Below are 17,960 nucleotides of genomic sequence, written 5' to 3'. Positions count from 1 at the left end.
AAGGCCCGGAGCGGGTCCGGGCCTATGCGATCAGGCGTCTTGGTAGATCGACATGGGCGGGCAGGCACAGGCCAGGTTGCGGTCACCGTAGACGTTGTCCACGCGCCCCACCGGCGGCCAGTACTTGCTCTCGCGCAGCGCTTGCAGCGGGTACACCGCCAGCTCCCGGCCATAGCGATGAAGCCATTCGCCCACCAGCTCGCTGGCGGTATGCGGTGCGTTCTTCAGCGGGTTGTCGAGCTTGTCCAGGGTGCCGTTTTCCACCGCCCGGATTTCCTCGCGGATGCAGATCATCGCGTCGCAGAAGCGGTCCAGTTCCTCCTTGGACTCGCTCTCGGTCGGCTCGACCATCAGGGTACCGGCCACCGGGAAGGACATGGTCGGGGCGTGGAAGCCGAAGTCGATCAGGCGTTTGGCCACGTCCTCGACGCTGATGCCGCTGCTGTCCTTGAGCGGGCGCAGGTCGAGAATGCACTCATGGGCGACCAGGCCGTTCTCACCGGTATAAAGCACCGGGTAGTGCTCCTCCAGACGCCGGGCAATGTAGTTGGCACTCAGGATCGCCAGCTGCGACGCACGCTTGAGCCCTTCCCCACCCATCATGCGGATGTACATCCAGGTGATCGGCAGGATGCTCGCGCTGCCATAAGGCGCCGCGCTGACCGCGCCCTGCTTGTTCTCCATGTGACCGTGACCGGGCAGGAACGGCGCCAGATGCGCTTTGACGCCGATCGGACCGACGCCGGGGCCGCCACCGCCGTGAGGGATACAGAAGGTCTTGTGCAGGTTCAGGTGCGACACGTCGCCACCGAACTTGCCTGGGGCGCAGAGGCCGACCATCGCGTTCATGTTGGCGCCGTCCAGGTACACCTGGCCGCCGTAGTCATGAATGATGTCGCAGATGCGGGTGATGCCTTCCTCGAACACGCCATGGGTCGAGGGATAGGTGATCATCAGCGCGGCCAGTTGTTCCTTGTGCTGCTCGGCCTTGCGCTGCAGGTCGGCCACATCGACGTTGCCGCGCTCGTCGCAGTTGACCACCACCACACGCATGCCGGCCATCTGCGCCGTGGCCGGGTTAGTGCCATGTGCCGACGACGGAATCAGGCAGACATCGCGCCCCGCCTCGCCACGGCTGGCGTGGTAGGCGCGGATGGCCAGGAGGCCTGCGTACTCGCCCTGGGAGCCGGCATTGGGCTGCAGGGACATGGCGTCATAGCCGGTGGCCGCGCAGAGCATGGCCTCCAGTTCATCAGTCAGCTGACGGTAACCCAGCGACTGCTCGGCCGGGGCGAACGGGTGCAGGGCGCCGAATTCGGGCCAAGTAATCGGGATCATCTCACTGGCGGCGTTGAGCTTCATGGTGCACGAGCCCAGCGCGATCATGGTGCGGTCCAGGGCCAGGTCCTTGTCGGCCAGGCGCCGCAGGTAGCGCATCAGTTCGGTTTCCGAATGGTAGCGGTTGAACACCTGGTGCTGCAGGAACGGTGTCTCGCGCAGCAGCGGCAACGGCAGGCAATCACCACTGTCGACGGCCAGGGCGGTGAAGTCCGGAAGCGCCTGGGCGGGTGCGGCGAACACCTGCCAGAGAGCCTCGACACTAGCCTGCTCGCAGGTTTCATCCAGCGACAGGCCGACCCGCTGCTCGTCGATCAGCCGCAGGTTCAGCTGTGCGGCGTTGGCAGCGGCCAGCACTTCGGCCACAGGGCGTGCGGTCACCACGCTGACGGTGTCGAAGAAGTGCTGCTGTTCGACCTGATGCCCGAGTTGCTGCAGTCCCCGCACCAGAATCGCAGTCAACCGATGCACGCGCCAGGCGATCTGCGCCAGGCCCTCCGGACCATGGTAGACCGCGTACATACTGGCGATGTTGGCCAGCAGCACCTGCGCGGTGCAAATGTTGCTGGTGGCCTTCTCGCGACGGATGTGTTGCTCGCGGGTCTGCATGGCCAGGCGCAGGGCCGGCTTGCCGAAGCGGTCGATGGACACGCCGACCAGGCGGCCGGGCATGTCGCGCTTGAAGGCATCGCGGGTGGCAAAGTACGCAGCGTGCGGACCACCGAAGCCCAGCGGCACGCCGAAGCGCTGGGCGCTGCCGATCACCACGTCGGCACCGAATTCACCCGGTGGGGTCAGCAAGGTCAGGGCCAGCAGGTCGGCGGATACGGCCACCAGCGTGCCGGCGGCATGGGCGCGTTGCACCAACGTGCGGTGGTCGGCGATTGCTCCGGTGCTGGCCGGGTATTGCAGCAGCAGGCCGAAGTAACCGTCGAGGCTCTGGTTTTCCAGTGCCGCTTCATCACCGATGACCACTTCGATGCCCAGTGGCTGGGCCCGAGTACGCAATATGTCGAGGGTCTGCGGGTGGCAATGGCGTGAGGCGAAAAATGCCGGGGCCTTGTTCTTCGCCAGGCGTTTGCAGAAGGTCATGGCCTCGGCGGCGGCGGTGGCTTCATCGAGCAAGGAAGCGTTGGCGATTTCCATGCCGGTGAGGTCGCTGACCAGGGTCTGGAAATTCAGCAGTGCTTCCAGGCGGCCCTGGGAGATCTCCGGCTGGTACGGCGTGTACGCGGTGTACCAGGCCGGGTTCTCCAACAGGTTGCGCAGGATCGGCGTTGGTGTATGGCAAGGGTAATAACCCTGGCCGATGTGGGTTCGAAATAGCTGGTTCTTCGCGGCGATGGCCTTGAGCGAGGCCAGCGCCTCGGCCTCGCCCTGCCCTTTGCACAGCTCTAGCACGCTGGTGCCCTTGATGCTGTCAGGAATGACGCTGTCGATCAGGCCGTCGAGGGTGTCATGGCCGATCAGCGCCAGCATCGCGTCGATGTCGTCCTCGCGCGGGCCGATGTGACGGGCGATGAACTCGTTGTCTGTTGTCAGTGGGATGGATGCATTGGTCATGTCGGCCCCCTGATTCAGGCGTTGTCGGCCAGGAAGCGGTCGTAGCCGTCCTGATCCATCAAGGTGTCGAGGTCGGCAAGGTTGGCCACCTGGATGCGGAAAAACCAGCCGTCTTGCATCGGCGAGGCGTTGACCAGTTCGGGGTCGTCAGCCAGGGCCTGGTTGACCGCCACCACTTTACCGTTCAGGGGCATGCTGATGTTGCTGGCGGCCTTCACCGATTCCAGCACCGCGACCTCATTGCCCTCCCCGTACTCGCCCGGCTCCGGCAACTGCACGAACACCACGTCACCCAGGGCCTCCTGGGCGTAGGTGGTGATGCCGACGGTCAGCTCGCCAGTCGCTTCCAGACGCAGCCATTCGTGTTCGGGAGTAAAACGCAGAGTGCTCATGAATCTTCCTCTCTTGTTATCAGGTGGGTCCCGATGCAGGACTGATGGATACAAGAGCAAGGGCAATGCCAAGTTATTAAAAATCATATATTTCAATGAGTTACATGAAATACCCCGTCAATCTCAAGCCTCTGTACTGGAGCGAAATCGCTCCGCTGCGTGAGCCCGGCAGCCACCACTGGCAGGACGGGCCAATGAACGCGCGGCTCGCGCCCGACTGGAGCGCAATCACTCCAGCGGAGCGTATTCGAACCAGGCGACTACGAGGCCCGGCTGGCGATGCCGTATTTGCGCAAGCGCTGGCCGATGGCCGTGTGTGAGGTCTGCAGGCGCACCGCCAGTTGCCGGGTGGAGGGATAGACCGCATACATCGTCTCCAGCAGGGACTTTTCAAACCCCTGCACGGCCGCTTCCAGGCTGATGACTTCCTGCGCTTCGGGCTGCTGGCTGTTCAAGGCGGTGCCGGCCAGTTCCAGGTCGCCGCAGTCGATCACCTCCCCTTCGCTGATGGCCGCAGCCCGGAAGATCACGTTCTGCAACTGGCGCACGTTGCCCGCCCAGCGATTGCCCAGCAGCAGCGGATGGGTGGCCAGGGCCAGCCGACACGGCGAGCGCTGTATCTGCGCGCAGGCCTGGCGCAGGAAATGCTCGGCCAGCAGGAGGATGTCCTTGCCGCGCTCGCGCAGCGGCGGCACCTTCAGGTTGAGCACGTTGAGGCGGTAATAGAGGTCCTCGCGAAAGCTGCCTTCGACCACCATGCCTTCCAGATTGCGGTGGGTAGCACAGACCACCCGCACATTCACCCGCACCTCACCGCCGCCGCCGACCCGGCGAAAGCTGCCGTCATTGAGAAAGCGCAACAGCTTGGCCTGCAGGTACGGCGACATCTCACCCACTTCGTCGAGGAACACCGTCCCGCCGTCGGCCAGTTCCAGCAGGCCCGGCTTGCCACCGCGCTGGGCGCCGGTAAAGGCCCCGGCCGCGTAGCCGAACAACTCGCTCTCGGCCAGGCTCTCGGGCAGTGCCGCGCAGTTGAGTGCCAGGAAGGACGCATCACGCCGGGCACTGAGTGCATGGCAGGCACGGGCCACCAGCTCCTTGCCCGTGCCGGTTTCGCCCTGGATCAGCAGCGGCGCCTCGAGGCTCGCCACTTTGTGCAGGCGCGCCTTGAGGTCCTTGAGCGCCGTCGAGTCACCCAGCAGCGCATCCAGCCCCTCGGTGTGGTCATGCAGCAACGAAGCCAGGCGCTCGCCGATGCGGCTTGGCGGGTAGAGGGTCAGCAGGCCGCCCACCAGGGCATCGGCCCCGCCGCTGATGGGCGTGGCTTCCAGCAACAGGGCCTGGCCCTGGAAGCTCACCTCGCACATGGGCAGGCGAAAGCCCTTGTCGATCAGGGTCTGGGCCAGGTCCGGCTCGGCGAACAGGCGCGACAGCGGTTCACCGGCCGGCTCGCGCCCGACCAGACTGACCAGGGTGGGGTTGGCCAGCAGCACATGGCCGCAAGGGTCCACCGCCAACACCGGGTCGCTCATCGCCGCCAGCAGCGCCTCCAGTTGCAGGCGCCGGCGATGACCGGGCAGGAAGTCGACCAGCTCGACCGCCTGCACGCCGATCACCCGCAACAGGGCATCGTAGAGCTCGTCCAGCACGGCCTGTGACAGCGCCGGGGCGTCGATATAGACGTTGGGTGGAATCATTTCCACCGCGTCCAGGTTGAGGTTGCGCGCCCCCAGCAGTGCCAGGATCTCCTGGGTGATGCCGACGCGGTCGATGAAGGTGACGTGGATGCGCATGACGACTCCCCGGTTGTGCAAAGACGACAGGGGGACGGCCCCCTTGTGCCGTCCCCCCGAGTAAAAGCGTGAATGTGGCTATCAATCCACGTCGTAGGACAACCGCACGCCCTCCGACTTTTTCTGGCGCATCGATCGATAAGCCAGGCCGAGGATTACGAACCAGACCGGCACGAAGACCAGCGCTTTGCGGGTGTCTTCTTCCAGCGCCAGCAAGGCAAGCATGGCCACGAAGAACACCAGGCAGGCCCAGCTCATGAAGATGCCGCCCGGCATCCGGTATTTCGAGGCGCGATGCAGGTGGTCACGCTGCTTGCGATACGCCAGGTACGACAGCAGGATCATCGACCAGACGCACATGAACAGGATCGCCGACACCGTGGTGATCAGGGTGAAGGCATCGAGCATGTTAGGCACCAGGTAGATCACCAGTGCCCCCGCCGACAGGCAAACACAGGAGAAGATCAGACCATTGGAGGGCACTGCGCGGCTGGACAACGCCTTGAACTTGCCAGGCGCATCGCCATCCACGGCCAGGCCGTAGAGCATGCGGCTGGTGGAAAAGACGCCACTGTTTGCAGAAGAAGCGGCAGAGGTGAGGACCACGAAGTTGATGATCCCGGCAGCCGCCGGCAGACCGGCCAGGACGAACAGCTCGACAAAGGGGCTCTTGTTGGCAACGACATCACGCCACGGCGTAACGGCCATGATCGCGACCAACGCGAACACATAGAAAACGATGATGCGCAGCGGAATCGAATTGATCGCCCTTGGCAGGTTGCGCTCGGGGTTCTTGGTTTCTGCGGCCGTGGTACCCACCAGCTCAATCCCGGCAAAGGCAAAGATCGCAATCTGGAAACCGGCGAAGAAGCCCATGGCGCCATGGGGAAACATGCCGCCGTCATTCCACAGGTTGGCCAGCGACGCGACATTGCCAGCAGGCGACTGATAGGCCGTGACCACCATGTAAAGGCCGGTGCAGACCAAGGCGCAAATGGCCACGATCTTGATCATGGCGAACCAGAACTCCAGTTCACCGAACATCTTGACGGTCAGCAGGTTGAGCGAAAGCAACAGACCCACACAACTGAGTGCCGGTAACCATTGCGGGATATCCGGGAACCAGAACTGTGAGTAGGCGGAGATAGCAATAACATCGGCAATGCCGGTCACTATCCAGCAGAACCAATAGGTCCAGCCGGTGAAAAACCCTGCCCAGGGTCCCAGCAGATCAGCGGAGAAATCGATGAACGATTTGTACTTGAGGTTGGACAACAGTAACTCGCCCATTGCCCGCATGACAAAGAACAGCATGAAACCGATGACCATGTAGACAAATATGATCGAGGGCCCCGCCAGGCTGATGGTCTTGCCAGAGCCCATGAACAGGCCGGTGCCGATGGCGCCACCGATGGCGATCAACTGAATATGGCGGTTGGAAAGATTACGTTGGAGTTCGTGCGCTTCGCTGTCAGGCGGACCCAGCGTCGAGTTTTTCATTAGGCTTTACCTTGCTGGTTTAATTGTTTTTATAACGTCACAAGTTCAAACACCTCAGCCAGTGCGGCTGAGTGCCAATGAAATAGCAAGGTCTATGCCAAGCGAAAAAGCGTTGTTTTATGCAGTGTTGTATTTATTAGGTGTAATGAAGTCACTCCATAAAAAGTCGCTAATCAGGCTGCCCACCGGCGCTAAAGCGTCGTAACCCCTGCTCTCGGGCCCGCTGTAGCGGTTTCGCTCCAATGGAACGCATTCAGTCCGGGTGTGTGGGAGCGGGCTTGCCCCGCGATTGCGAGCTGTCAGACAACATCGCATCGCGGGGCAAACCCGCTTCTACCCAACGTCAGGCGCGTACCTTACGCACCGGCGCGCGGCTGCGCTGTTCTGCTTCCCAGCTACCGACCAGGCCGACCGGTATATCGGTCGGGGCCAGCGGCTCACGCCCACGCACCAGGTCCGCGGCCCGCTCGGCGAGCATGATGGTCGGCGCGTTGAGGTTGCCGTTGGGCTCGCTGGGGAACACCGAAGAGTCGATCACCCGTAGCCCCTGCAGGCCACGCACGCGCAGCGAGGAGTCGACCACCGCCATGTCGTCCTCGCCCATGCGGCAGGAGCCACAGGGGTGCATGGTGCTTTCCATGTTGGCGCGCACGAAGGCGTCGATCTGCTCGTCGGTCTGCACCTGCGGCCCGGGTGCCAGCTCCTCGCCACGGAAGCGGTCCATGGCCGGCTGGGCGATGATTTCCCGGGTCAGGCGCACACAGCGGCGGAAGCCCTCGCGGTCCTCTTCGCTCTCCAGGTAGTTGAAGCGGATTTCCGGATGCTGGTACGGGTCGGCCGACAGCGCCCACACATGGCCTCGGCTCTTGGGCTTGTTCGGCCCGGTGAGCACCATGAAGCCATGGCCCTTGAACGGTTTGTCGCCGTCGTAGCGCATGGCCGCCGGCAGGAAGTGGAACTGGATGTCCGGCCAGCGCAGCCCCTTGGACGAGCGAATGAAGCCACCGGCCTCGAAGTGGTTGCTGGCGCCCAGGCCATCCTTGAACAGCAGCCAGCGCAGGCCGATCATCGCCTTGCCCAGCAGGCTCATCTTGCCGTTGAGCGTCACCGGCTCCTTGCAGGCGTACTGGATGTAGATTTCCGAATGGTCCTGAAGGTTCTCGCCCACCCCCGGCAGGTGATGACGCACCTCGATACCGGCCTTTTTCAGTACCGCCTCGGGGCCGATGCCCGAACGCTGCAACAGGTGCGGCGAGCCGATCGGGCCAGACGATACCAGCACCTCGCGGTTGCAATAGACCTTGTGGGTCTGGCCGCCCTCGTCGTACTCCACACCCACCGCCCGCTTGCCATCGAGCAGGATGCGCCGGGTCATGGCATGGGTGACGACCGTCAGGTTCGGCCGGGTCATGGCCGGGCGCAGGTAGGCATTGGCGGTGGACCAGCGCACGCCGTCCTTCACTGTCATGTGCATGGCGCCGAAGCCTTCCTGCATGTAGCCGTTGCAGTCGTCAGTCTTGATGTAGCCAGCCTCGGCGCCGGCTTCCACCCAGGCGCCGTACAACGGGTTCTGCATGTTGTTGCCGTTGTTGGTAGACAGCGGCCCAGCACCACCGCGGTAGTCATCGCCACCGAACTTGTAGTTCTCGGCGCGCTTGAAGTACGGCAGGCAATTGCGATAGCTCCAGTTCTTCGCACCCAGGCTTTCCCATTCGTCAAAGTCGCAGGCATGGCCACGGATATAGACCAGGCCGTTGATCGAGGACGAACCGCCGAGCACCTTGCCCCGCGGGCAGTGCAGGCGCCGGTTGTCCAGGTGCGGCTCGGCGACCGTCTCATAGCGCCAGTTGTACTTCTTGGTGTTCATCGGCAACGAGAACGCGCTGGGCATCTGGATCAGTACACTGCGGTCGCTGCCGCCGAACTCCAGGACCAGCACCGAGGTACCGGCATCTTCGGTCAGGCGGTTGGCCAGGACGCAGCCGGCAGAGCCTGCACCGATGATGATGTAGTCGTATCGCTTGTTCATTGTTCTAGTCCTGTGCTCGCAGGCCCGTGGCCTCGATGTTGCGTTCTTTATTCTTTGGGTAGCCGCCCCAGCCCAGGCGCGCCGCCAGCAGTCGGGTCAGGCCGTAGTGGACCAGCCCGGCCAGCACGCAGGACGGCAGGGAGGCGGTGGCGAAGGTGAAGAAGTCGGTATGGGCCAGGGTCTGCGGGTTGAAGACCACCACGTAGATGGCGAAGCCCGCCACCAGCGCCACCAGCGCGATGGGGTTGAAGCCTTTGCAGAAGCGCAAGGGCGACCCGCTTTGTTCGGCATACAGATGGCGCAGGTTCAGGCGCTGCTTGCGCAGGAAGAAGTAATCGGCGATGCCGATGCCGGCCAGGGCGCTGTTCAGTGCAGACGTCCATACCAGGAAGATGAAGAAGCCATCGTAGATACCCGGGAAGCACAGCACGATGATCACCGGAATCACGCAGAACAGCCCGATCAATATCCCCCAGCCCACGCTGCGCAAACGCTCCCCGGCCAGTTGACGCAGGCCGATGACGGCGGTGTAGAGGATGTTGACCATGCCGGTCAGGTTGGCCAGCGCCAGGAAGCTCAACGCCACCACGCCGAACCCCACGCCACCGGCCAGACGCATCCAGGTGGTAGGATCGCTGCTGCCCAGGGTGGTGGCGGCGAACAGGCTGACCGACTCGCCCAGCGCGGCGGCGCCGAAGATGCCCACAAGGTTAGGCCAGAAGGCCGTCCGCTGGTTGCTGCACAGGCGCGACAGGTTGCCGATGTAGGGCCACCAGGAGAAACCGGCGGCGATATTGATTTCCACGGCAATCATGAAGTTGATGCGCTGATCGGCAAAGGGCGGCTGCAACGGCGGCATGGCCAGCAGTTCGGCGAAGCTGAAGCGCTGAGAAATGAAGTACATCAGTGCCAGCATGATCAGGATCAGGCTGGGCGCGATCACCGCACTCAACCGCCGGATCATGTCCGGCCCGCGCATGGCCACCAGCGCCGCGAGGACGATGGCCAGCAAGGCGCCCGCCGTCACCAGCCAGCCGTCGCCGTCGGGTTGGCTGTGCTGCACCAGGGTTTCCAGGTTGTCCAGCGCCCGCCCGCACATCAGCCCCAGCACCGCCAGCCAGCCCATGGTCAGCACCACCACCGACAGCACATAGACCAGGCGGCTGCCGTTGAGGCCGAACATGCTGCGCAGGTAAGTGAATTGCTCAACACCGTACTTGCCGCACGGCAGGCAAGTGGACGACGCGGCGAGAATCACGCCGATGATGTTACCGATGACGATTGCGCTGATACCTTGCAGAGGCCCGACGAACAGCGCAGTGGCGCCGCCGATCAGGAACACCCAGGTGGCTACTGCCAACGCCGAGTTGGCATAGGCAAAGCCCCAGAAGCCCCACACCCGCTCGTTGGGCAGCAACGGGGTATCGCCACGTTCGGCGCTCAGGCGAAATTCCTGCTCTCTGGACTGGCTCATGGATGACCTCCCAGGAAGTAAGCCCCGGCAACCATCACCAACGTCAGCAGGGTCAGCGCGACAAAATCGCCAGCGCTCAATGCGCCGGGCCAGTCCGCCCTGCTCTCCAGCTCTTCATAGGCGCGTATGCGCCTGTCCAGGTCTTGCGCACGCTCTACATCCACTTGGCTGTTCATGGGCATCACCTCGATAGGTTCTTGTTCTTGAAATACGATGCATGTGAAAAACCTGCGCCGCCCGCCAACCGTCAGCGACGCAGGTTTGCCCTGTTCCTCAGGGCAAGGTGATCCAGACCGCCTTGGTCTCCAGCAGGAACTCCAGTTGTTCAGCGCCCATGTCCTTGCCGTAGCCCGATTGCTTGTAGCCGCCGAACGGCATGGACGGGTCCAGGGTGCTGTGGGCATTGACGTAGACGGTGCCGGCGCGCAAGCGCGGAATCAGCCCGTGGACCTTGCCCAGGTCATTGGAGTAGATCGCCGCCGCCAGGCCGAATGCCGAGTCGTTGGCCAGGGCCAGCGCCTGCTCCTGGGTGTCGAAGGGCATGGTCACCAGCACCGGGCCGAAAATCTCCTCGCAGACGATGCGCATGTCGTTGTTGCAGTTAGCGAAGATCGTTGGCTGCACGAAGAAGCCCGGGCCCTCGACCGGCTCGCCGCCGTAGTACACCTGTGCCCCTTCGGCCTTGCCCAGGGCGATGTAATCCAGTACACGCTGCTGTTGCTGGCGCGACACCATGGGGCTGATGAAACAGTCCGGATCCAGGCCCGGGGCGATCTTCAAGGTTGCGGTGTACCTGGCCAGCGCCTCGAGGAATGCGGGGTAGATACTGCGCTCGACATAGGCGCGGGTACCGGCATCGCAGACCTGTCCCGAGTTGAAGAACACACCGTTGGCGACCGCCACGGCCGCCGCCTCGATATCGGCGTCGGCGAACACGATCACCGGCGACTTGCCGCCCAGCTCGAGGGTCAGGCGCTTCATCTGGTCCATCGCCGCCTTGCCCACCGAACAACCCACCGGCGTGGAACCGGTGAAGCTCAGCTTGTCGATGCCCGGGTGGCTGGACATCGCCGTGCCCACCACGCTGCCGCGCCCGGTGACGATGTTCAGCACGCCGTCAGGGATGCCCGACTCCTGCACCAGCTCGGCAAAGCGCAGGGCTGACAGCGAGGTCAGCTCCGCCGGCTTGACCACCACGGTGCAGCCGGTCGCCAGTGCCGCGCCGAGCTTCCAGGCCATGGTCTGCAGCGGGAAGTTCCAGGGCACGATGGCCCCCACCACACCCACCGCTTCCTTGCGGGTGTAGGCCAGGTAGTTGCCCGGCAGCGAAGGCTCGACGGTGCGGCCGTGGATCTTGCTGGCCCAGCCGGCGAAATAGCGCAACGTATCGACGGTGCCCTGGATATCCACGGCACGAGCCTGGGCGACCGACTTGCCCATGTCGATGGACTCGATCTGCGCCAGCTCGTCGGCATTGGCTTCGATCAGGTCGGCCAGACGATGGATCAGGCGCTCGCGTTCCAGGGGCTTGAGCTGGCTCCAGGGACCGCCATCGAACTGCTCGCGGGCGGCACGCACCGCACGGTCCAGGTCCTCGCTGGTCCCCATCGGGATGCGCGTCAGCACGCCCTCGGTGGAGGGTTCGATGACCTCGGCGCTGACGCCGTCACTGGCCTCCAGCCAGGTACCACCGATGAACATGCGCTGGGGCTTGGAAAGAAAACGCTGGGTGGCCTCGGAAACACCGAAGGCCTGCAGGTAGGCTTTTACCTTGTTGTCCACTGTGGAGTCTCCGGATCAGCGAGCGTTGGCGCGCGCGTGAAAGATGAAACCGATGCTGTTCATCAGCAGTTGCGCGGCGAGGATCGAGGTAACGCCTGCCGGATCGTAGGCCGGGGCCACTTCCACCAGGTCCATACCGACGATCCGGCCCTGGCTGCGCCGGGCCAGCGCCTGGATGATCTCCAGCACTTCGTAGTAAAGGAATCCGCCATGGCTCGGTGTACCGGTGCCCGGGGCGATGGACGGGTCGAACCCGTCGATGTCGATGGTGATGTAGTAGTCGCGACCCTCAGGGATCTTCGCCAGCACGCCCTCGCAGCCCAGGCGGCGCACGTCGCGTACCGAGAGGATCTGCGAGCCGGCCTCGCGGGCGGCATCGTAGTCGTCGCGGTTGGAGGAGGACACGTTGCGGATGCCCATCTGGGTCATGCCGACGATGTGGTCCAGCTCCGAGGCACGACGCAGCGGGCTGCCGTGGCCGTAGCGCACGCCATGGCGCTCGTCGACGAAGTCCAGGTGGGCGTCGAAATGCACGATATGGATCGGCCCGCGACCTTCGAAGGCCTTGATCACCGGCGCATGGATCGAGTGGTCACCGCCCAGTACCACCGGCATGGCGCCCGCCGCGAGGATCTGGCGCACGGCCGACTCGATGTTGGCGTTGCTGGTGGCCATGTCAGTGTGGACGATATCGGCATCGCCGACATCGACCATGCGCAGCTGGTCATCGGTCAGGTAAGTGGCGTCATCCTCGAAGTCGTAGGCGCCGGCGTGGCCGAAGGAGAACAGGGTCGATGCCTCGCGAATGCCTCGCGGTCCGAAGCGCGCACCAGAGCGCCATTGGGTGCCCATGTCATTGGGCGCGCCGAGGATCGCCACATCGGCGTCGATGGCCGCCCAGTCGGTGCAGATGGGCGACTTGGCGAAGGTGCAATGCCCCACGAAAGGCAGGTTCAGGCGGCCGGATTCATAACCGTGCTTTGCCATGTTCAGGTTTCTCCACTTATTGTTCTGGTCAGGAGACGGGGCGACAGCTCGACCACCGTTGCAGCCACTATGGCGGCAGGCCGTACATGGAAAAATGCGCAAGTGCAGATGCATACATCGCAGGATCCGAAGTATCCACCTGAGTGTCAGTTACCAATGAGAAACCGCCACCGCCGCCGAAGGCATTTACCAACGCCAGGCATTGCAGTGATCACACGCGCATGGTTAGCTTGGAAAAAAAACAATGCCCGGACGTTCATATCAGCCTTGGCGATGTGACGCCCGGCCGGGAGGCCACGGTGATCCAGCTCCACGATGTCGATCTGAAGCTCCTCAGAGTATTTACCACCATCGTCCGGTGCGGTGGCTTTTCCGCAGCGCAAGCCGCACTGAACGCGGGTCAGTCGACCATCAGCGAACAGATGACTCACCTGGAAACCCGCCTCGGGGTCAAGCTCTGCCAGCGCGGGCGCAGCGGTTTTCGCCTTACCGAGCAAGGCGTGGCCATCCATGAGGCCACCCTGCGCCTGCTCAGCGCCGTGGAGAGCTTCTGCATGGACGCCGACGTGCTCAAGCAGCACATCAGTGGCAAGCTCAACCTCGGCATCATCGACTCCACCCTGACCGACTCCGGTTCGCCGCTGCCGCGCACCACCCAGCGTTTTGTCTCGCGCGGGCATGACGCCCACCTGCATATCTACATCGGCGCCCCGGCGGAACTGGAAGAGCGCGTGCTGGACGGTCGACTGCACCTGGCCATCGGCCACTTTCCCCTGCACGTACCGGGGCTGTCCTACCTGCCCCTCTACGACGAAGCCCTGGGGCTCTACTGTGGCCGCCGTCATCCGCTGTACGCCAGCAAGGCGGCGAACAGTCGCCTGCTCGATGAAGTCCGCGACTGCCGTATCGTCGTACGCGGCTACATGCACCAGTACGACCTGGAGCAACTGGGCATCACCAAGGCCGCCGCTACCGTAGAGAACATCGAGGCGGCGGCGATCCTGATCATTTCCGGCGCCTACATCGGCTTCCTGCCCGTGCACTTCGCCGAGCAGTGGGTCAAGACCAGAGAAATGCGCCGCCTGGGCGCCAGCACACTGGACCTGACCTCACCTTTCAATGTCATCACCCGACGCGGTGTATCGCCACCACCGATCCTGCAGGCTTTCCTCGAAGACCTGAACGCCTGCACGCACCAGCCCGGGCTCGTCTGAACGAGGCGGCCCGGCACGCGCAGGCTTCGGGGTGGACCATGCTGTATCGGTCCACCATTGGTGCCCCGACTGGGCGGTGAAGGGTGGAAATGAAAGTCGATTTCCCCCCTACGGAGCTGACTTCAGGGCCGGGGTTGGTTCGACAGGAGCACATTGAGCAGGTTGTCCTGAAAATTGATGTTGCTGGTCAGGTCAGTGTGGTTCTCGCACAGGAAAAACGCATAAGCGACCGGCAGAAAGCTGTCCTCATTCTGTGGTACGCCTGGGTCCAGCGTCTCGCGTGCCAGCAGCGACGGCTTGGTGACGCGTCCATCACCTGGCTCGAACATCAGCTCGTCGTAGGGCACACCGGGCCGGGGTGCAGCAATGTCCGCTGGCGTGAGGCGTACCGTGTCGCGCCCATCGCGCTGTTCCACCAGGAGCCGTGCAGGGGTCATGTGGCAGCCGCCACCAAACAGCACGTAGCGGATCGGCGATACCGGCTCGGCCACGGAGAGCATCCAAGCCAAACGACGTGCGCGCTCCAGGTTATAGGCGAAATAGCGTTGCATCACCGGTGCGTCGACAGCGGCGGCCAGGCTGGGTGCGTAGATTGACCAGGCCATGCTCTGCCAGGTCTTGGGGTCGAACAAGTCGTCGTGGCGCGGATTACCTTCGATGTCCACCAGCCAGGTGTTGAGCGGGTGGGGAAACAGCTGGTAGCCGCTGGGAAAGGTGGCCAGCGTGCGTGGTGAAATACGCCCCAAACCGACCTTTTCGCCACCGATGAAGGCGTGCAACGAGCTGACCGATCCCCCATTGGGTGTGCCCAGCAACACCAGATTGCGCACCTGCGGCGCACCGTCCATGGTCACCTGGTGAGGCTCGCCGTCCAGCACGTCGCGGGTGCCAAAGCGCAGGTAGTAACGTGCGATAAGGCCACCCATGCTGTGCGCTACGAGGTCGACCCGTAGCGCAGGATCGGCGTAGTCACGACGCACCGCCTCGATCAGCCGATCGAGTTCTTGCACACTGTGCAAGGTGTCCTGGCGCCAGTCGTAGGACAGGACGTAGTAGCGGCGCTCGCCCTTGCGCGCCGGCGTCCCGGGCTGGGCGCGCACATAGCCACCGAATTGCGTCAACGTTTGCAGGATCGGGCGGTAAAAGTCGCGCCGTAGCGCCTGCTCGGCAATGCCCGAGGGTTCCAGTCTCGAGGGGAACGGCCTATTCGTTTGCGGATCGATGTCGAGGGCCAGTTCCGGATAGGACGAGAACAGAATGCGCCACCAGGACCCCGGCCAGATTCCTTCACCGCTGACCCGGTCGCGCAGGCGCGTGCCGAAGGCCCCTGGAATCAAGATGACCGGCGCGGTTTCGGCCTGGGGGTTGCTGAGTTGGTAGAGCCGTTTCAGGTCGGGACGTGGTGATTCGCTGCAGCCCAACAGGCCTGCGGCAAGTACGAGCGTGGTTACCAGTTGCGCGGCAGAGTGCATGAACGAAGCCTTGAGGTGCGTGCGGCTGATCATGAGGTCAAGACGGTGTCACAGGCATGCAGCCAGTCTAGCAGCTGCTCGGGCACCGGCCTGGCGAACCAATAGGCTTGCATCAGGCAGTAGCCAATGCCATTTTCGCGGCACGGGGAAACGGCTACGTACACTTGCGATCGACACAGCACAGCTCAAGCAGGCAGGGTGCCGGATTCGGAGCAGGCTTGCTCAGAAAGAGCGAGGGAGCGCCAAACTTGATCATTATTTGATCATCGCTTGGCACTCAAATAGTTTTCACACGACCTGTTTGGGCCGTTTTTTGCCCCTCCCTATAACACCCGCCCCCGAGTAGTCTCTACTGGTACAGGCAAGCAACACATTCCCCCTGTGTAGCGCCAATCCCACACTCAACCACCGGAGCATCACCATGAACAACCAAAGCACCCTGGGCCTGTCCCTCTCCGCCGCCACTCTGGCACTGGCTCTGGGCTCGGCCCTCAGCCTGAGCATGATCCCCGCCGCCCATGCCGCCGGCGACATGGAAAAATGCTACGGCGTCGCCATGAAGGGTAAGAACGACTGCGCAGCGGGCGCAGGCACCACCTGTGCCGGCACTTCGAAAATGGACCATCAAGCCAACTCCTGGAAGCTGGTCCCTAAAGGCACCTGCGAAAAAACCGCCAGCTCCACTTCGCCTACCGGCTTCGGTCAACTCCAGGCCTTCAAGGCAAAGTCCTGACTCCCAACCTATCGACCAGCCTGAGCCTCGATCATGACCACTCCAGCCAACACCACCGTGCATCGAGCCGCTCAGGCCGTCTGTCAGCTACCAGCCCGAGCCGGGCTGGGGCTGAAACCCGAGTACTTTCGCGGTCTGCTCGAAGACCATCCGGACATTGGTTTTCTTGAAATCCATGCCGAGAACTACATGGTCGAGGGTGGGCCTTTTCACCACTACCTCGGTTTGCTTCACGAAAAGTATCCGCTTTCGATCCACGGGGTCGGCTTGTCCATCGGCGCTGAAACTCCGCTGGACGGCGACCATCTGCAGCGCCTGAAAACTCTGTTCGAAAGGCATCCACCGCAAGCATTCTCCGAACACCTGGCCTGGTCCAGCCACGGCCCGCTGTTCCTCAACGATCTACTGCCGCTGGCCTACGACCGGCCGACGCTGGACCGTGTCTGCGTCCATGTGGATCAGGTTCAGGAAGCACTGGGGCGCCCCTTGTTGCTGGAGAATCCGGCCACTTACCTGGAGTTCAAGGCCTCGACCCTGGATGAAACGGATTTCATCAGCGAAATCGTGCAGCGGACCGGTTGCAGCCTGCTGCTCGACGTCAACAATGTGTATGTCTCGTGCATCAATCATGGCCGCGATCCACTGGCGTACCTGTCCGCCCTGCCCCTGCACGCCGTGGAACTGGTTCACCTGGCAGGCTTCAGCGAAGATGCCGACGGCATGGGTCAGCGCCTGCTGATCGACAGCCACTCGGCCCCCATCGATGACGCCGTGTGGGCGCTCTACCGCCAATTGCTCCAGCGCATCGGGCCGATCCCGACGCTGATCGAGCGCGACAACGACCTGCCACCCTTGCCGCAGTTGTTGGCCGAAGCCCGAATGGCTGAAGAGTTGATCATGGCCTGCGAGGTTCAGCCATGAGCTCTCACGCCGATTTCGCCGCGGTCCTGTTCGACCTTGGGCGCACCGCCCCGACCGATCTGTTCAGCAGCCCGGCGCCTGACAGTCGATTCGCGGTCTACCGCAACAACGTCATCAGCTCATTGCGGGGCGCGCTGGCCGACAGCTACCCGGTGGTGCTGCAACTGGTGGGCGAAGCCTTCTTCAACGCCATGGGCCTGGCCTACGTGCAGTCCCATCCACCTCGCTCGCGCCTGCTGGTGGAATATGGTGAGGACTTCGCCGCCTTTATCGAAAGCTTTGAACCGGCTGCCAGCCTGCCCTACCTCGCCGACGTCGCGCGCCTGGAGCGGCTGCGCATACGCGCCTACCACGCCGCCGACAGCAACGCCGTCGGCCATGCAGCGATTGCCGAGCTATTGGCGCAACCGGAACGTCTGGTCGAGCTGCGCCTGAGCCTGCACCCGAGCCTCTCGATTCTGGTGTCCGACTTTGCCATTTGTTCGCTCTGGCAGGCCCATCAATATGACGGGGAGATCGAGACGGTCGATCCCTGGCTCCCCGAGCGCGCCCTGGTACTGCGCTGTGGCCTGGAGGTCGAACTCCTGGCACTTGATCCTGGAACCTGCGCGTTCATCCAGGCACTGCAAAGCGGCCTGCCCCTTGGCCAGGCAGCCGGCCAGGGCTTGCAAGCCAGTGTCGACTTCGATCTGGGCCACTGCCTGGCCCTGCTGATCGGCAAAGCCGCCATCACTCAACTGCACACACAGTAAAAGGGCTGAG

The 17,960-nt window shown here is 63.3% G+C and carries 14 protein-coding genes; 4 read left to right on the top strand and 10 right to left on the bottom strand.

The window, feature by feature from the left end; translation table 11 throughout:
* Positions 1 to 30 precede the first annotated feature (30 nt).
* From gcvP to speB, 9 genes are all read right to left on the bottom strand, one after another.
* On the bottom strand, positions 31 to 2,901 hold the full coding sequence (gcvP, locus tag GUY40_RS22545; protein WP_166571121.1) for an aminomethyl-transferring glycine dehydrogenase: 2,871 nt from the start codon (positions 2,899 to 2,901) through the stop codon (positions 31 to 33).
* A gap of 14 nt (positions 2,902 to 2,915) precedes the next feature.
* Positions 2,916 to 3,293: a glycine cleavage system protein GcvH gene (gene gcvH / locus GUY40_RS22540; protein ID WP_166571120.1), complete on the bottom strand. Its 378-nt coding sequence runs from the start codon at positions 3,291 to 3,293 to the stop codon at positions 2,916 to 2,918.
* Positions 3,294 to 3,553: 260 nt separating this feature from the next.
* Positions 3,554 to 5,086: a sigma-54-dependent transcriptional regulator gene (locus tag GUY40_RS22535; protein WP_166571119.1), complete on the bottom strand. Its 1,533-nt coding sequence runs from the start codon at positions 5,084 to 5,086 to the stop codon at positions 3,554 to 3,556.
* Between the two features lie 81 nt (positions 5,087 to 5,167).
* Positions 5,168 to 6,586, bottom strand: coding sequence for a D-serine/D-alanine/glycine transporter (gene cycA / locus GUY40_RS22530; protein WP_166571118.1), 1,419 nt, complete (start codon positions 6,584 to 6,586; stop codon positions 5,168 to 5,170).
* Positions 6,587 to 6,929: 343 nt separating this feature from the next.
* Positions 6,930 to 8,615 (bottom strand): choline dehydrogenase, encoded by a 1,686-nt coding sequence (betA, locus tag GUY40_RS22525; protein WP_166571117.1) that lies wholly within the window; start codon positions 8,613 to 8,615, stop codon positions 6,930 to 6,932.
* 4 nt (positions 8,616 to 8,619) lie between these two features.
* The gene (locus tag GUY40_RS22520) at positions 8,620 to 10,089 is read right to left on the bottom strand and encodes a cytosine permease (protein ID WP_166571116.1); all 1,470 of its coding nucleotides are present in this window, start codon (positions 10,087 to 10,089) and stop codon (positions 8,620 to 8,622) included.
* Complete coding sequence (locus tag GUY40_RS22515) at positions 10,086 to 10,265, bottom strand: hypothetical protein (RefSeq protein WP_166571115.1); 180 nt, start codon at positions 10,263 to 10,265, stop codon at positions 10,086 to 10,088. The genes GUY40_RS22520 and GUY40_RS22515 overlap by 4 nt, the downstream gene beginning before the upstream one ends.
* 97 nt (positions 10,266 to 10,362) lie before the next feature.
* The gene (locus tag GUY40_RS22510) at positions 10,363 to 11,871 is read right to left on the bottom strand and encodes an aldehyde dehydrogenase family protein (RefSeq protein WP_166571114.1); all 1,509 of its coding nucleotides are present in this window, start codon (positions 11,869 to 11,871) and stop codon (positions 10,363 to 10,365) included.
* A gap of 15 nt (positions 11,872 to 11,886) precedes the next feature.
* The gene (gene speB / locus GUY40_RS22505) at positions 11,887 to 12,858 is read right to left on the bottom strand and encodes an agmatinase (protein ID WP_166571113.1); all 972 of its coding nucleotides are present in this window, start codon (positions 12,856 to 12,858) and stop codon (positions 11,887 to 11,889) included.
* 299 nt (positions 12,859 to 13,157) lie between these two features.
* On the opposite strand from speB, the gene GUY40_RS22500 reads away from it, so the two are divergent.
* Entirely contained in the window at positions 13,158 to 14,072 is a 915-nt protein-coding gene (locus tag GUY40_RS22500; protein ID WP_166571132.1) for a LysR family transcriptional regulator, read from the top strand.
* A gap of 122 nt (positions 14,073 to 14,194) precedes the next feature.
* On the opposite strand, the gene GUY40_RS22495 is transcribed toward GUY40_RS22500, so the two are convergent.
* Positions 14,195 to 15,544 (bottom strand): hypothetical protein, encoded by a 1,350-nt coding sequence (locus tag GUY40_RS22495; RefSeq protein WP_166571112.1) that lies wholly within the window; start codon positions 15,542 to 15,544, stop codon positions 14,195 to 14,197.
* A 421-nt stretch (positions 15,545 to 15,965) separates the two neighbouring features.
* On the opposite strand from GUY40_RS22495, the gene GUY40_RS22490 reads away from it, so the two are divergent.
* From GUY40_RS22490 to GUY40_RS22480, 3 genes are read left to right on the top strand one after another with little or no spacing between them, the layout of a single operon-like run.
* Positions 15,966 to 16,277 carry a DUF2282 domain-containing protein gene (locus GUY40_RS22490; protein WP_166571111.1) on the top strand — a complete coding sequence of 104 codons (312 nt, stop codon included), beginning with the start codon at positions 15,966 to 15,968 and terminating at the stop codon, positions 16,275 to 16,277.
* A 33-nt stretch (positions 16,278 to 16,310) separates the two neighbouring features.
* On the top strand, positions 16,311 to 17,198 hold the full coding sequence (locus GUY40_RS22485; RefSeq protein WP_166571110.1) for a DUF692 domain-containing protein: 888 nt from the start codon (positions 16,311 to 16,313) through the stop codon (positions 17,196 to 17,198).
* Complete coding sequence (locus GUY40_RS22480; protein WP_166571109.1) at positions 17,195 to 17,950, top strand: DUF2063 domain-containing protein; 756 nt, start codon at positions 17,195 to 17,197, stop codon at positions 17,948 to 17,950. The genes GUY40_RS22485 and GUY40_RS22480 overlap by 4 nt, the downstream gene beginning before the upstream one ends.
* Positions 17,951 to 17,960 lie beyond the last annotated feature (10 nt).

It is taken from the genome of Pseudomonas sp. R5(2019) (genome assembly GCF_009905435.1).
Lineage (GTDB): Bacteria > Pseudomonadota > Gammaproteobacteria > Pseudomonadales > Pseudomonadaceae > Aquipseudomonas.
The sequence above is the reverse complement of the archived record's forward strand: the minus strand, read 5'-3'. Positions and strand labels throughout refer to the sequence as shown.